11 protein-coding genes are annotated in these 14,214 nt (G+C 70.2%); 6 read left to right on the top strand and 5 right to left on the bottom strand.

Translation table 11 applies throughout. The features are described 5' to 3' along the window. Positions 1 to 50 precede the first annotated feature (50 nt). Genes ACQEU1_RS37325 through ACQEU1_RS37315 form a run of 3 tightly spaced genes read left to right on the top strand, consistent with a single transcriptional unit; the run spans position 51 to position 3,662 of the window. Positions 51 to 1,547 carry a sensor histidine kinase gene (locus tag ACQEU1_RS37325; protein WP_433212840.1) on the top strand — a complete coding sequence of 499 codons (1,497 nt, stop codon included), beginning with the start codon at positions 51 to 53 and terminating at the stop codon, positions 1,545 to 1,547. Next, on the top strand, positions 1,544 to 3,010 hold the full coding sequence (locus tag ACQEU1_RS37320; protein WP_433212837.1) for a sensor histidine kinase: 1,467 nt from the start codon (positions 1,544 to 1,546) through the stop codon (positions 3,008 to 3,010). The genes ACQEU1_RS37325 and ACQEU1_RS37320 overlap by 4 nt, the downstream gene beginning before the upstream one ends. A gap of 10 nt (positions 3,011 to 3,020) precedes the next feature. After that, positions 3,021 to 3,662 (top strand): response regulator, encoded by a 642-nt coding sequence (locus tag ACQEU1_RS37315; RefSeq protein ID WP_433212834.1) that lies wholly within the window; start codon positions 3,021 to 3,023, stop codon positions 3,660 to 3,662. Here the strand turns inward: ACQEU1_RS37315 and sthA are convergent, their stop codons facing one another. Together sthA and ACQEU1_RS37305 are read right to left on the bottom strand one after the other, a co-directional pair. Continuing rightward, positions 3,663 to 5,078 carry a Si-specific NAD(P)(+) transhydrogenase gene (sthA, locus tag ACQEU1_RS37310; RefSeq protein WP_433212831.1) on the bottom strand — a complete coding sequence of 472 codons (1,416 nt, stop codon included), beginning with the start codon at positions 5,076 to 5,078 and terminating at the stop codon, positions 3,663 to 3,665. It lies immediately after the preceding gene. Positions 5,079 to 5,136: 58 nt separating this feature from the next. Then, positions 5,137 to 6,123, bottom strand: a complete 987-nt coding sequence (locus tag ACQEU1_RS37305) for a hypothetical protein (RefSeq protein ID WP_433212828.1) — start codon at positions 6,121 to 6,123, stop codon at positions 5,137 to 5,139. Between the two features lie 146 nt (positions 6,124 to 6,269). Here ACQEU1_RS37305 and ACQEU1_RS37300 point away from each other — a divergent pair, with 146 nt between their 5' ends. Both ACQEU1_RS37300 and ACQEU1_RS37295 read left to right on the top strand, forming a co-directional pair. Beyond that, positions 6,270 to 6,938 (top strand): DNA alkylation repair protein, encoded by a 669-nt coding sequence (locus tag ACQEU1_RS37300; RefSeq protein ID WP_433212825.1) that lies wholly within the window; start codon positions 6,270 to 6,272, stop codon positions 6,936 to 6,938. A gap of 11 nt (positions 6,939 to 6,949) precedes the next feature. Further along, a complete protein-coding gene (locus ACQEU1_RS37295; protein ID WP_433212822.1) occupies positions 6,950 to 7,522 on the top strand; it encodes a GNAT family N-acetyltransferase in 573 nt (190 codons plus the stop codon). Positions 7,523 to 7,793: 271 nt separating this feature from the next. Here ACQEU1_RS37295 and ACQEU1_RS37290 read toward each other — a convergent pair whose 3' ends face one another. The 3 genes from ACQEU1_RS37290 to pheS all read right to left on the bottom strand — a co-directional run bounded on the left by ACQEU1_RS37290 (position 7,794) and on the right by pheS (position 12,312). Beyond that, complete coding sequence (locus tag ACQEU1_RS37290) at positions 7,794 to 8,291, bottom strand: hypothetical protein (protein WP_433212819.1); 498 nt, start codon at positions 8,289 to 8,291, stop codon at positions 7,794 to 7,796. 470 nt (positions 8,292 to 8,761) lie between these two features. Then, the gene (pheT, locus tag ACQEU1_RS37285) at positions 8,762 to 11,239 is read right to left on the bottom strand and encodes a phenylalanine--tRNA ligase subunit beta (RefSeq protein WP_433212816.1); all 2,478 of its coding nucleotides are present in this window, start codon (positions 11,237 to 11,239) and stop codon (positions 8,762 to 8,764) included. Positions 11,240 to 11,244: 5 nt separating this feature from the next. Continuing rightward, positions 11,245 to 12,312 carry a phenylalanine--tRNA ligase subunit alpha gene (pheS, locus tag ACQEU1_RS37280; RefSeq protein WP_433212813.1) on the bottom strand — a complete coding sequence of 356 codons (1,068 nt, stop codon included), beginning with the start codon at positions 12,310 to 12,312 and terminating at the stop codon, positions 11,245 to 11,247. A 146-nt stretch (positions 12,313 to 12,458) separates the two neighbouring features. On the opposite strand from pheS, the gene ACQEU1_RS37275 reads away from it, so the two are divergent. Further along, the gene (locus ACQEU1_RS37275; protein WP_433212810.1) at positions 12,459 to 14,213 is read left to right on the top strand and encodes an HSP90 family protein; all 1,755 of its coding nucleotides are present in this window, start codon (positions 12,459 to 12,461) and stop codon (positions 14,211 to 14,213) included. Position 14,214: the final 1 nt, after the last annotated feature.

The raw sequence follows: 14,214 nt of genomic DNA, 5'->3' as shown, positions 1-14,214 counted from the left end.
GGCCACCTGGCGCTGTGAGCCGCCGAACGCGGTCGACCATGATGATCGGCGTGAACGTGAAGGTGCGCGACGGACTGTGGGCGGCGGCCGCCTTCCTGGTGGCGCTCGTGACGCTGGTCGCGCCGCTCGGCAGGCCCGCGCCGGTCTGGCTGGTCGTGCTGTCCGCGGTGTGGGCGGCGGCGCTGGTGCCGCTCAGCGCGCACCGGCCGGGGTGGGCGATCGTGCTGACCGGTCCCCTCAACGGCGTCAGCAACCTGCTCGCGCTCGCCCCGACGTCGCTCGTGATCTTCCGGTCGGCGCGGTCGATCCGCTCGCAGGGCCGGCTGTGGACGTTGGTGGGCGTGACGGCGGCGCTCCAGGCGGCGTTCGGCGGCCTGCACTCGTGGCTCGCCGGGGACGGCCTCGCCGAGTACCTGGTCGGCACGCTGTTCAGCGTCGTGTTCCTGCTGGTCTTCCCCGCCGTGTCCGGGGCGCTGATCGGGCGGCGCAAGCCGTTGACGCAGGTGTTGATGGAGCGCAACGACTACCTGGAACACGCGCGCGCGTTGACCGCGAGCACAGCACGGTCGGCAACGCGCGCACACATCGCCAGCGAGATGCACGACATGCTCAGCCACCGGCTCCGGCAGCTGACCGCGCACGCGGGCGCGTTGGAGCGGTCTGCCGCCGAGCAGGCCCCTGAGCTGCGCGAACAGGTCGAGCTGATCCGCAAGACGTCCGCCGTGGCGATGGAGGAACTGCGCGAGATCCTCGGCGTTCTCGGTGCGTCCGGCGAACACGACGAAGACGCCGGTACGCGCGCGGACGTCGAACGACTCGTGGCGGCGTCCTCAGCGGCAGGCCTCACCGTGCACCTTGAGTGGAGCGGCGACGACCTGGCCAACGCCGACGCACGACTGCGCAGGGCCGTGCATCGAGTCGTGCGTGAGGCACTCACGAACGTGCACAAGCACGCGCCGTCGGCCCGTGCGCGCGTATCGGTCGCCGTCGCCGACCGGGTGCGGGTCGAGGTCGTGAACGGTCCGAGCGCGGCGCCCCGGGGTGCGGGCACCCGGCGCGGCCTGATCGGCCTGGAGGAACGCGTCGAGCTGATCGGCGGGTCGTTCCTCGCCGAGGTGCCGGCGGGTCAGGGGTTCCGGGTGACCGCGAACCTGCCGCTGCACCCGGTCGTGCCGGAGGAGACAGGCGCCGCGAACGCCGTGGCCGAGGCGCCGCCGCCGATCACCGCCGAGGTGCTCACGGTGCCGCGCGCAGTCGGCAGCGGCTGCCTGGCCACGTTGTCGGTCGTCCCCGCGCTCGGCACGGTGTTCGTGCTGCTGCTGGTCGCGGTGTTCGGCCGCGACGACATGCCCCGCGCCGAGTACGACAGGTTCCAGACGGCCGTCACGCACGAGCAGGAGATCACCGAGACGTACGGCTTCGGCGTGCTGTCGGACAACGCCGGCTGCTACCGCTACCCCGTCAAGGACTCGCCCGACCGCGACTTCGAGCTCTGCTTCGACCGGGACAACGGGCTGATGACCGCGAAGAGGGAGCTGACCCGATGAGGTACGTCTGGACGCTGCTCGCGTTCCTCGTCGGCCTGGTGCCGCTGATCGCGCCGCTCGCCCCGGTCCCCCACTGGACGCTGACGGTCACCACCGCCCTGTGGATCGCGGCCCTCGTGTGGATCGCGCCGAAGAAGCCCGAGTGGGCGTTGCTGCTCACCGCGCCGCTGTTCGCCGTGAACAACCTGTGGGCGCAGGCCATCACGACGTTCGTGGTCTTCACCGCGTGCCGCCGCATCGACCGGATGGGCCGGTTGTGGGCGTTGCTCGGCATCATGACCGTGTTGCAGGGCGGCTTCAGCCAGCTCCAGGAGAGCTACCGGAGCATGCCGTTCTGGGAGGCGGCCTTCGGCGCGATCGTCGGTTCGGTGTTCTTCGTGCTGTTCCCGGCGGTGTCGGGGATGCTGCTCGGCCGGCGCAGGCCGATGGTCCGGCTGCTGCAGGAGCGCAACGAGTACCTGGAACGGGCGCGGGCGCTGACCGCCGCGTCGGCGAGGTCCGACGAACGCGCGCACATCGCCGGCGAGATGCACGACATGCTCGGGCACCGGCTCAGCCTGATCTCCATCCACGCCGGGGCGCTGGAGCTCACGACCGCGTCCAAGGCCCCGCAGCTGCACGAGCAGGCCGAGCTGATCCGCACCACGTCGTCGCTCGCGATGGCCGAGCTGCGCGAGATCCTCGGCGTGCTGCGGACCAACCCCGAACCCGAGTCGCTCGACGAGGACACCGGCACCCGGTCCGACATCACCGCGCTGGTCGAGGTGTCCGGGGCGGCGCTCGACTGGTCCGGCGACGACCTGCACGGCGCCGACCCCCGCACGCGCCGCGCGGTGCACCGGGTCGTCCGCGAGGCGCTGACCAACGCCGCCAAGCACGCGCCGTCCGCCCGCACGCGGGTGCAGGTGGCGGTGCAGAACGGCAGGGTGCGCATCCAGGTGCTGAACGGACCGTCGTCGGCGGGTCCCGGCAAGGGCGCCCGGCGTGGCCTCGTCGGCCTTGAGGAACGCGTCGGGCTGCTCGGCGGGTCGTTCAGCGCGGGCCCGCCGGTCGAGGGCGGGTTCCGGGTGGCGGCGGACGTGCCGCTGCACCCGCCTGCCCAGGCGGACCTGGCCGGCACCGAGGTGGCGGAGGTCCCGCCGCCGCTCGCGGCCGAGGTGCTGACGGTGCCGCGCGTGCTCGGCGGCGGATGTCTCGGGTTGCTGGCACTGGTGCCGATCGCGGGCGCGTTGGTCGTGTTGCTGCTCTTCACGTTGCTCAACCCCACGCAGATGAACGCGCCGTACTTCGACTCGTTGAAGGTCGGCGTCACGCCGGAGGGCGAGGTGTACGAGCAGTTCGGCATCGGGGTGCTCGGGGTGGACGGCTGCTCGCGGTTCCGGACGTCGCACAACCCCGACCTCGCCTACAAGCTGTGCTTCCGCGAAGGCGTTCTGTCCTCGAAGGAGCAGGAACGCCCGTAGTGTGCACTTCGTGATCCGAGTTCTCATCGCCGACGACGAAACGCTCATGCGCGCCGGAATCCGGCTGATCCTGGAGAACGACCCCGAGATCACCGTGGTGGCCGAGGCGAGCGACGGCAGGCAGGCCGTCGAGCTGACGTTGAAGCACGCGGTCGACGTGGCGCTGCTCGACATCCGGATGCCCGGCGGCGACGGGCTGAAGGCGGCCGAGCAGATCGCCTCGCGGGCCAACGTCGTCATGCTCACGACGTTCGGCGAGGACTCCTACGTGGCGCAGGCGTTGAAGGTCGGCGCGACCGGGTTCCTGCTGAAGGACACGCCGCCGCAGGAGCTGATCACCGCCGTGCGCAAGGCCGCCGCGGGCGAACCGATCCTGGCGCCGCAGATCACCAAGCGCCTCATCGAAAGGCACCTGACCGCGCCGAACGACGGGTCGGACGCGCGCCGCAAGATCGACGCGCTGACCGAGACCGAACGAGGTGTGCTCAAGCTCGTGGGCGAGGGGCTGTCCAACACCGAGATCGGCGAGCAGCTCTTCATGGCGACCGGCACGGTGAAGGCGCACATCAGCCGGATCCTGCCCAAGCTGGAGGTCACCAACCGCGTGCAGGCCGCCATCGTGGCGCACGACGCCGGCCTGACGCGGTCGTGATCACCGGGTCGTGAAGCGCTCCAGGGCGCGGATCTTGTTCGTGGCGTCGAGCGCGGCGATCTTGTACGCCTCGGACAGCGTCGGGTAGTTGAAGACCGTGTCGACGAGGTAGTCGACCGTGCCGCCGCAGCCCATCACGGCCTGGCCGATGTGCACGAGGTCCGTGGCGCCGGTGCCGAAGACGTGCACACCGAGGATCTTGCGGTCCACAGTGGACACCAGCAGCTTCAGCATGCCGTACGCGTCGCCGACGATCTGGCCGCGGGCGAGCTCGCGGTAGCGGGAGATGCCCACCTCGTACGGAATCGCGGACGAGGTCAGCTCGGTCTCCGTGGCGCCGCAGTACGAGATCTCCGGGATCGTGTAGATGCCGATGGGCTGCAACGCCGTCAGGTCGTGCACCGGCTCGCCGAACGCGTGGTAGGCCGCGAGCCTGCCCTGGTCCATCGACGTGGCGGCGAGCGCGGGGAAGCCGATCACGTCGCCGACGGCGTAGATGTGCTCGACGGGCGTGCGGTAGTGCTCGTCGACGGACAGGCGGCCGCGCGGGTCCGCTTCGAGGCCGGCGGCGGCGAGGTCGAGCTTCTCGGTGGTGCCCTGGCGGCCCGCCGAGTACATGACGGCGGCGGCCGGGATGCGCTTGCCGGACGCGAGGGTCGTGACCGTGCCGCCGTCGGAGACCTGGACGTTGACGACCTTCTCGCCGAACCGGAACGTGACGGCCTGGTCGCGCAGGTGGAACTTGAGCGACTCGACGATCTCGGGGTCGCAGAAGTCGAGCATCTTCTCGCGCTGCTCCACGACCGTGACGCGGGTGCCGAGCGCGGCGAACATCGACGCGTACTCGATGCCGATCACACCCGCGCCGACCACGACCAGCGACGACGGGATCTCGGTGAGCGCGAAGACCTCGTCGGAGTCGAGGATGCGCTCCTCGTCGAAGTCCACCCCGGACGGACGCGCGGGCGTCGTGCCGGTCGCGATGACGACGAACTCGCCGGTGATCGTCGTGTGGTCGCCGCGGTGGGCGCCGTCGACGGCGATGGTGTGCTCGTCGAGGAAGCGGCCGAAGCCGTTGAGCAGGTCGACGCCGTTGCGGTGCAGCTGGGCGCGCACGACCTGGACCTCGCGGCCGATGACGTGCTGGGTGCGGGCCATCAGGTCGGTGATGGTGATGTCCTGCTTGACGCGGTAGCTGGCGCCGTACAGCTCGCGCTGGCTCATGCCCGTCAGGAACATGACCGCCTCGCGCAGCGTCTTCGACGGGATCGTGCCCGTGTTCGTGCAGACGCCGCCGATCATGTCCTGCTTGTCGATGATCGCCACGCGCTTGCCCAGTTTCGCACCCGCGATCGCCGCCTTCTGGCCGCCAGGACCAGAGCCGATGACGATCAGGTCGTAGTCGTACGACGTCATGGTCGACAGCCTACGTCGGGGGATGCGAATCCACGCCCGAACGAAGTGAACAAACGGATCAGCGGACGCCGCTGCGGAACGGCAGGAGGTCGATCAGGCGCGCCCCTGCCCGGTAGTCGGCGACCCTGTCGGCGAACGGCCGCTGCACGATCCGGTGCACGGCCTCCTGGGTGAGCCGCTCGTAGGCGGGGATCGTGTCCCTGCTCAGGAAGTCCCAGCGGGCGGTGCGGTCGGCGTAGTTGAAGGCGGGCAGCGGGCCGCCGAAGAGGGGCTTGTACTGCGCGGGTGTCCTGCCGCCCGGTACGGGCATCGGTCCGGCGACCGTGATCGCGTACGTGACCATCTCGCCGGGCGGGAGTAACCGGCCCCGCATGCGGTCGAACTGGTCGGGGATCACGAGGTTCTGCTCGCGCGAGGAGAACTCCATGACCGCGCCGGCCGGGTCCTCCCACGCCTTCGTGGTGTCCTCGTCGATTATGCCCGCGTCGCGCATCTCCCGGACGGCCTCGATCCCGCCGTGCAGGTAGGCGGCGTGCATGGCGCCGAGGTCCATGAAGATGTGCTTCTGCATGGACATCAGCATCGTGGCGAACCAGCGCAGCTCCGGGATGGAGCCGAGGTCGAGCATGCCGGCGGCGAACGCGGGCGCGCCGATGTTCGCGAAACCCATCCATCGCAACGTGTCCGGGTGCGTGAGGTAGAGGCGCGCGTAGAAGTCGTAGACGGCGAAGATCACCGCGCGGTTGGACTCGGCGGTGCGCTGCGGGTCCCAGTCGGACAGGTTCACACCGGCGTCCTCGGCCGCGCGGATCACCCAGTAGTGCCACAGCAGGGCCTTGAACCGGACGGGCGAGATGCCCCTGGCGCGGTAGTCGGTCAGCGCCTGCTCGAGCGCGGCACGGTCGGTGGGCAGATCGGGGTGCACGCCACCCCGCTGCTCTCCGTTTCCGTTCACCAGCGGCAGATCCAGGTAACCCACCGCGTCCGCTTTGGTAGCACCCATGCTGCCGAGCACGAGCGCCGCCACGACCATCAGCACGCGCATGAACGCGAACTGTATATGGGTGTGGCACCCGTTCTGTTCACAGAAGCGCCCACTCAAGTGATGTTTTGCGTGTTCGTTAGCACTTTCGGTACCGATGGGGCCATAAATCTCAACTGGGCTACTCCTAATGCCTATACCGTTTGGACGTGACCCTTAAGGTTTCCTTGATCGACGCGGTTCGAGCAGGACTCGAGGAGCTCGCGGATCCGGTGAAGGCGCCGGAGATGCAGGCGTACATGAAGTCCGACATGCCGTTCCTGGGCGTGCAGAAACCGGGACGCGTCGTGTTGCTGAAGTCGTTGCCGCGGTTGCACGACCGGGACGAGTGGCTCGACGCCGTGCGGACGTTGTGGCGTGAGGCCACCTATCGTGAGGAACGGTACGTCGCGCTCACGTTGAGCGGCGACAAGCGTTTCCAGTCCGTCGACCTGCTGCCGTGGTTCGACGAGATGATCGTGACCGGCGCCTGGTGGGACTACGTGGACGAGATCGCGTCGAAGCTCGTGGGCCCGTTGCTGCGTTCCTCGCCGGAGGTCGTGCGGCCGTTGATGCTCCAGTGGTCCGCGGACGCGGACAAGTGGCGGCGGCGCACGTCGGTGATCTGTCAGCTCGGCGGCAAAGGCGCCACTGACGTGGAATTGCTGACGGCGTGCATCGACGCCAACGCGGACGATCCGGACTTCTTCCTGCGCAAGGGGATCGGGTGGGCGTTGCGCGAGTTCGCGAAGACCGAACCGGGGTGGGTGCGCGCGTTCGTGGAGGCACGACCGGGACTGTCACCGTTGTCACGTCGCGAGGCACTCAAACACCTTTAGCGTGAGCACACATGAGAGGGAAACATGTCAGTCTCGAACCGTTGTCGGTAGATCACGCTCCGGAATTGTTCGAGGTCACCCGCGATCCGGACATCTGGACGTGGTTGCTGAGCAGTCAGCCTTCTTCTGTCGACGACATGCGCGCGTGGATTGCCACCGCGGTGTCTTCGCGTGAGGCGTTCGCGCAGATCGAGATCGCCACGGGCCGTGTCGTCGGCACGACGTCGTTCTACGAGGTGTCGCCGGAGAACCGGCGTCTCGTGATCGGCTACACGATCGTGGGCAGCGCCTGGCACGGCACGTCCATCAACCCCGAGGCGAAGCTACTGCTGCTGACCGAGGCGTTCGACGTGCGCGGCGCGCTGCGCGTGGGCTGGTACACGGACGGTGCGAACGTCCGCTCGCAACGGGCGATCGAGAAGCTGGGCGCTCAACGGGACGGCGTGCTGCGCGCGAACGTCACACGGCCTGATGGCACGCAACGGGACACCGTTGTCTATTCGATGATCGCTGACGAGTGGCCTGCGGCACGGGAAGCGCTCGCCGGCCGGGTGGCCCGCGACGGTGCCGGCCCGCGCGGCTAGCCAGGCCTCGCTGGGGTGGCGGTGCTTCGCGGCTGGAGTGCTTCGCTCGGTTGGGAGTACTTCGCGGCTGGAGTGCTTCGCGCCGTTAGCTGTGCATCGCGGTTAGGCGTACCTCGCGCGGTTGGCCGTGCATCGCGCAGTCAGCCGCACCACGCGCGACCAGCCATGCTCCGCGCGACCAGCCCACCTCGCGCGACCAACCCACCTCGCGCTATCAGCCATGCCCCGCGCGGTTAGCCGCACCTCGCGCGACCAGCCATGCCCCGCGCGCTTAACCGTGCTTCGCTCGGCCCGAGTAGGTGAGCGGGAAGACCAGCTCGGCGCACGCCGCCGGCACGTCCTTCGCCACCTCGACCTTCATGGTGACCTCGACCGCTCCTCCGGCGGGGATCTCCACGATGTCGGTGAGCGGCACGACGGTCAGCACCCCGGCCGGGCACCCCTCCACGCGCTGCTGCGTGGCGTCCAGCGGCTGACCTGGCACCGCGGACAGGCTCTCGACGATGATGCCGACGGCGTTGGGGTTCGACAGCCGCACCTTGCGCTCCCCCACCGCGCCGGGCGTGAGCTCGACGGCCGCGCCGGAGATGTCGTTGATCTCGAACGGCTTGAGCTGCTGCATCCCGGACTCGCCGCTGCTCACGGAGTACGCCATCGCGGGCAGCTGCTTCTCGGGCCACGTCAGGTGCATGGCCGCCACGACCGCCGCACCGACCATGAGGATCGTCAACGACACGGCGACCTCAAGACGCGGACCCAGACTACGCATGGCGCAACTCTCCAGAGTTGTTGCTCCAGGCGGTGGGTTCGCCTCTAGCTCCCCACCGGACCGGCGACCAACTCGCCCGGTGGTTCATCGCTTCGCCCCTCGGCCCTAGCGGGCCGCGCCGCCAATCTTGGAGAAGCTTCACGTACTGCGCAAGCGTCCGACGGGCGCCGATTTCCCCTTGTAATGAAGGACCTTTGGCACCTTGACAGCTACGCAGGGCTACCACCTGCTGGTTTGATCCCAAATCCCGGTGAACGGGACTCAGCCGATCGAGCGAACTTTCATGGGCAATTTATCAGCGTGTCATCCATGGCCACGTCGGGTGGACTGCCACGGAGCCCAGCCGACGCGGCACCGGGCTTTTCCCTGTTGCCACAATACTGTGTACATATCCGGGCACCGCGGCGGCACGCCGACGCGAAGGGGCCCGGGTCTCCAGCGGGAGTCCCGGGCCCCTTCTAGCTGATCGGTCAGGCGCGCAGAGCGGCACCCAGGCGTTCACCGGCGACGGCCACGGCGGCGTCACGGGCCGCAGTCGCCTCCTCCACCGTCAACGTGCGGTCCGGCGCGCGGAAGCGCAGCGAGTACGCGAGCGACTTCTTGCCCTCGCCCAGCTGCTCGCCCGTGTAGACGTCGAACAGGCGCAGGTCCTCGAGCAGGTCGCCCGCGGACGCGCCGAGCACCTCGGACACCGACTGCACCGGCACCGAGTCGTCCACGACCAGGGCCACGTCCAGCAGGACCGGCGGGTAGGCCGAGACCGTCGGGGCCGGGCGGTGGTCGTCGAGCGGCAGCGCGTCGAGGTCCAACTCGAACGCCACGGTGCGCTTGGGCAGGCCCAGCGCCTCGACGACCTTCGGGTGCAGCTCGCCGGCGTGGCCGACGGGCCAGTCGCCCACGCGCAGCTCGGCGCAGCGGCCGGGGTGCCACGGCAGCAGGTCCGAGGCCACGACGCGCAACGTCACGCCGTACGCGGCACCGGCGCGGCGGGCCGCCTCGACGGCGTCCGACCAGTCGGCGATCCGGCCCTTGCCCCACCAGCCCGCACGCTCGCGGTGGCCGGTGAGCACGCCCGCGACGTGCAGCGGCTGCTGCGGCAGCGCGGCCAGCATCGTGGCCACCTCGGCCTCGGTCGGCCTGCGGTCCACGCCGAGCGACGGCACCGGGACCTGCTGCGCGCGCGGCAACGTCACCTGGGCGACGTTGTAGAGCGCCACGTCGCGGACCCCGCGGGCCAGGTTGCGCTGCAACGTCTCCAGCAGCCCCGGCAGCAGGGTCGTGGCCAGCACGTTCTTGTCGGCCTCGAGCGGGTTCAGCACGCCCACCGTGTTGCGGCGGATGTCGCCGGCCGGGAGCCCGAACGCGTCGAACACCGACGGGTCGATGAACGGGAACGGCTTGACCTCGACGAACCCGTCCTCGGCCAGCGTGCGCCACACCGTGCGACGACGGCGCTGCTGCTCGGTCAGGCCACGACCGGCGGGCGCGGGCGGCAGCACGGACGGGATCGTGTCGTACCCCTCCAGCCGCAGCACCTCCTCCACCAGGTCGGCGGGCTGCACGAGGTCCGCGCGCCACGTCGGGGGCACGGCCGTGACGATCGTCTGGCCCTCCTCCGAGGTGGTCACGGAGACCTGGCAGCCGATCTGGCCGAGGCGGCGGGCCGTCACGCCGCGGGCGTAGCGGACGCCGGCGATGCGGTCCGGCAGGTCGATCGGCATCGACACCGCGTCGGGCAGCGTCGGCGCGCCCACGTCGGTGCGGCCCGGCTTGATGGAGCCCTCGGCGTAGTGGTTGAGCAGCTTCGCGGCCCGCTCCAGCGCCACCGGCGCCAAAGCGGGGTCGACGGTGCGCTCGAAGCGCTTCGCGGCCTCGGACGGCAGCTTGTGCCGGCGGACCGTGCGCGCGATGGACGCCGGGTCCCAGTTCGCGGCCTCCAGCAGGATGTCCGAGGAGCTGTCCTGGACCTCCGTCGAGGCGCCGCCCATGACACCGGCCAGCGAGATGACGCCGGAGTCGTCGGCGATCACGATGTCGTCGACGTCGAGCGCGCGCACCGAGTCGTCCAGCGTCGTGAGCTTCTCGCCCACGAGCGCGCGGCGGACCGTCAGCGGGCCGGACAGCGACGCGGCGTCGAACGCGTGCAGCGGCTGGCCCAGTTCGAGCATCACGTAGTTCGTGACGTCGACCGGCAGCGAGATCGAGCGCATGCCCGCGAGCATCAGGCGGCGGCGCATCCACCACGGCGTGGGCGCCGTCGGGTCGACCCCGGTCACCCGGCGCGCGACGAAGCGCGAGCAGCCGTCGCGGTCCTCGATGTGGACGGGCCACGCCTCGCCCTCGGGCTCCGGGATCTCCGCGAGACCGGGGTCGCCGAACGGGACCTCCAGCGCGCAGGCGATCTCCCGGGCGAGGCCGCGCACCGAGAACGCGTAGCCGCGGTCGGGCGTCGGCGCGAGCTCGATGACGGTGTCGTTCAGGCCGAGCAGCTCCATGGCGTCGTCGCCGGGCTGCGCGGTGCCGGTGGGCAGCACGAGGATGCCCGAGTGGTCGTCGCCGATGCCGAGCTCGTCGGCGGCGCAGAGCATGCCCTGCGACACGCGGCCGTACGTCTTGCGCTCGGCGATCGAGAACCCGCCCGGCAGCACGGCGCCGGGCAGCGCGACGACGACCGAGTCGCCCTCGACGAAGTTCGTGGCGCCGCAGATGATCTGGTTGACCTGCTCGGGGCCGACCTCGACCTTGCAGTAGCGGATCGGCTTCTTGAACTCGGTGAGCTCCTCGATCTCGACGACGCGACCGGCGACGATCGGGCCGGTCACGGGACCGAGCGGGCTCACCTCCTCGACCTCGATGCCGATGCGGATGAACGCCTCGGCGAGCTCGTCGGGCGTGGGGACTTCGTCGAAACCGAGGTGTTCGACCAGCCAGCTGACCGGGACGCGCATCCGGATCAGGCCTCCGTTCCGAAAGGCTGGGTGAAGCGGACGTCGCCCTCGACCATGTCGCGCATGTCGGGAAGGCCGTTGCGGAACTGCAGGGTGCGTTCCAGGCCCATGCCGAACGCGAAGCCGGAGTAGACGTCCGGGTCGACGCCGGTGGCGCGCAGCACGTTGGGGTTGACCATGCCGCAGCCGCCCCACTCGACCCAGCCGGCGCCGCCCTTCTTCTCCGGGAACCACACGTCGACCTCGGCCGACGGCTCGGTGAAGGGGAAGAACGAGGGGCGCAGGCGGGTCTTCGAGTCCTCGCCGAACATGGAGCGCGCGAACGCGTCCAGCGTGCCCTTGAGGTGGGCCATGGTCAGGCCTTTGTCGATCGCGAGGCCCTCGACCTGGTGGAACACCGGGGTGTGCGTCGCGTCGAGCTCGTCCGTGCGGAACGTGCGGCCGGGGCACACGACGTACACGGGCAGCTCGCGCTCCAGCAGCGTGCGGGCCTGCACCGGCGAGGTGTGCGTGCGCAGGACCAGCTGCGAGTCGCCGGGCGCGATGTAGAACGTGTCCTGCATCGACCGGGCCGGGTGGTCCTTGCCGAAGTTCAACGCGTCGAAGTTGAACCACTCGGTCTCGAGCTCGGGGCCTTCGGCGACCTCGTAGCCCATGGCCACGAAGACGTCACCGATGCGCTCGGCGAGCGTGGTGATCGGGTGGCGCGCGCCGCGCGGGAAGCGGTCCCAGGGCAGCGTGACGTCGACGGACTCCTCGCGCAGCACCCGCTCGTCGCGTTCGACCTGGAGCACGGCGTGGCGCTCGTCGAACGCGGTCTTGATGGCGGACTGCGCTTCGTTGACCCGCTTGCCCGCCTCGGCCTTGGCCTTGGGGGGCAGGGCACCGATCTCGCGGCGGGCCAGCAGGACGGGCGACCGGTCACCGAGGTGGCCCGGCTTGACCGAGGCGAGCGCCTCCAGGTCGGCCGCGCCCTGGAACGCCTCGCGCGCCTTCTGCACGGCCGCGTCGAGGTTCTCGGCCGACAGCGCCGCGACCTGCTTCGGGTCGTACGGGTCGTTGGCTCCGGACATGGTTTGTGGACAGCTCCCAGTTGTGAACCAACACAGCGGACTTGGCAATGAACAGACCGATCGTAGTCGGTGCCGAGTTGACCGCTCTGGGCGCTTCCGTTAAAGAGCGGCACCAGTGCCCGTGTCGTCCCTAGGATGGTCGCATCATGTCGCACACCTTCCGCGTCGACCTGCGCGGCATCATCGACCTGCTCAGCCACCACCTGTACAGCAGTCCGCGCGTCTACGTGCGGGAACTGCTGCAGAACGCCGTCGACGCGATCACGGCGAGGCGTGAGCTCGACCCGTCCTGCCCCGCCGAGGTCACGATCAGCTGCGGCTCCACGCTGACGATCACCGACACCGGCATCGGGCTGACCGAGACGGAGGTCCACGACCTGCTGTCCACGCTCGGGCGCACGTCGAAGCGGGACGACCTGGGGTTCGCCCGCGAGGGGTTCCTCGGCCAGTTCGGCGTGGGCATGCTGTCGTGCTTCCTGGTCGCGTCCTCCGTGACGGTGATCACCCGGTCGGCGCGGGACGGTGGCCCGGCCGTGCGCTGGGAGGCGGACGCCTCGGGCAACTACAAGGTGTCTGAAGTGGACGGTGACGTCCCCGTCGGCACGACGGTGACGCTCACGGCGTCGCGCGGCAACGACCACTGGCTCGAGGCCGACGTCGTGCGCCCGCTGGTGGTCGACTACGGCGACCTGCTGCCGGCGTCGGTGACGTTGGACGGCAAGAAGGTCACCCGCGGCGAGCGCCCTTGGGACGACGAGGACGCGGACCTGACGGAGTACTGCGAGCAGGTCCTGGGGTTCACGCCGTTCGAGGCGATCCCGATCGAGGTCGAGGCGGCGGGGCTGACCGGTGTCGCGTTCGTGCTGCCGTCCGGGGTGCACCCCGGCACGCGCCAGACGCACCGGGTGTACCTGAAGCGGATGCTGGTCGGCGACAACGTCGAGGGCCTGCTGCCGGACTGGGCGTACTTCGTGCGGTGCGTGGTCGACGCGTCCGCGATCCGGCCGACGGCGTCGCGCGAGTCGCTGTACCAGGACGAGATGCTGCTGGCGGTGCGCGAGGAGCTCGGCGAGCAGATCCGCGACTGGCTGATCCGGCTGGACGCGATCGAGCCGCGCCGGGCCGGTGAGCTGCTGGCCGCGCACCACCTGGGCATCAAGTCGCTGGCCCGCTCGGACGACGACATGCTGCGGCTGGTCGAGCGCTGGCTGCCGTTCGAGACGACGGACGGCGCGATGCCGTTGCGGCAGTTCAAGCGCAAGCACGGCGCGATCCTCTACATCCCGGACGTCGACGAGTTCCACCAGCTCGCGCCGGTCGCGGGCGCGCAGGGCCTCGGTCTGGTGAACGCGGGCTACGCCTACGACCTGGAGCTGCTGAACCGGCTGAGCGCGCTCGACGGCCCGGCGGTCGCGCGCCGGGTGGCCCCGTCGGAGCTGCTGGCGGCGCTGGCCGATCCGGAGCCGGACGTCGAGACGGCGTTGCGGCTGCGGTTGTCCGAGGGCGCGGCGGCGCTCGACCGGCACGACTGCGACGCGGTGATCCGCGACTTCGACCCGGTCTCGCTGCCCGCGCTGCTGATCAGCAACGCCGAGCAGCAGCGCAAGCTCGACACCGAGCAGACGGCCGAGGAGGTGACGGACCCGCTGTGGGCGGAGCTGCTGGGCCAGCTCACCGCCGGGTCCGACTCTGGCCGGCCGGAGCAGCTGGTCCTCAACTCGCGCAACCCGCTGGTGCAGCGGCTCGCACGGCTGACCGACCCGGTGCTGGTGGAGCTGACGCTCGAATCGCTGTACGTGCACGCCGTCCTGCAGGCCCGGCGGGCGATGCGACCGAAGGACACGGCGGCGCTGAACCGCTCGTTCCTGGAACTGCTGGACCGCGCTGTTGGGGGTAAGTGAC

The sequence above is a fragment of the Lentzea sp. CA-135723 genome, assembly GCF_050936595.1.
Lineage (GTDB): Bacteria > Actinomycetota > Actinomycetes > Mycobacteriales > Pseudonocardiaceae > Lentzea.
The sequence above is the reverse complement of the archived record's forward strand: the minus strand, read 5'-3'. Positions and strand labels throughout refer to the sequence as shown.

Excerpts from the sequence above, each read along its gene's own strand:
- ACQEU1_RS37320 (WP_433212837.1), top strand. The coding sequence starts at position 1,544 with ATGAGGTACGTCTGGACGCTGCTCGCGTTCCTCGTCGGCCTGGTGCCG.
- sthA (WP_433212831.1), bottom strand. The coding sequence starts at position 5,078 with ATGACGTCGTACGACTACGACCTGATCGTCATCGGCTCTGGTCCTGGC.
- ACQEU1_RS37305 (WP_433212828.1), bottom strand. The coding sequence starts at position 6,123 with ATGCGCGTGCTGATGGTCGTGGCGGCGCTCGTGCTCGGCAGCATGGGT.
- ACQEU1_RS37295 (WP_433212822.1), top strand. The coding sequence starts at position 6,950 with ATGAGAGGGAAACATGTCAGTCTCGAACCGTTGTCGGTAGATCACGCT.
- ACQEU1_RS37290 (WP_433212819.1), bottom strand. The coding sequence starts at position 8,291 with ATGCGTAGTCTGGGTCCGCGTCTTGAGGTCGCCGTGTCGTTGACGATC.
- pheT (WP_433212816.1), bottom strand. The coding sequence starts at position 11,239 with ATGCGCGTCCCGGTCAGCTGGCTGGTCGAACACCTCGGTTTCGACGAA.
- pheS (WP_433212813.1), bottom strand. The coding sequence starts at position 12,312 with ATGTCCGGAGCCAACGACCCGTACGACCCGAAGCAGGTCGCGGCGCTG.
- ACQEU1_RS37275 (WP_433212810.1), top strand. The coding sequence starts at position 12,459 with ATGTCGCACACCTTCCGCGTCGACCTGCGCGGCATCATCGACCTGCTC.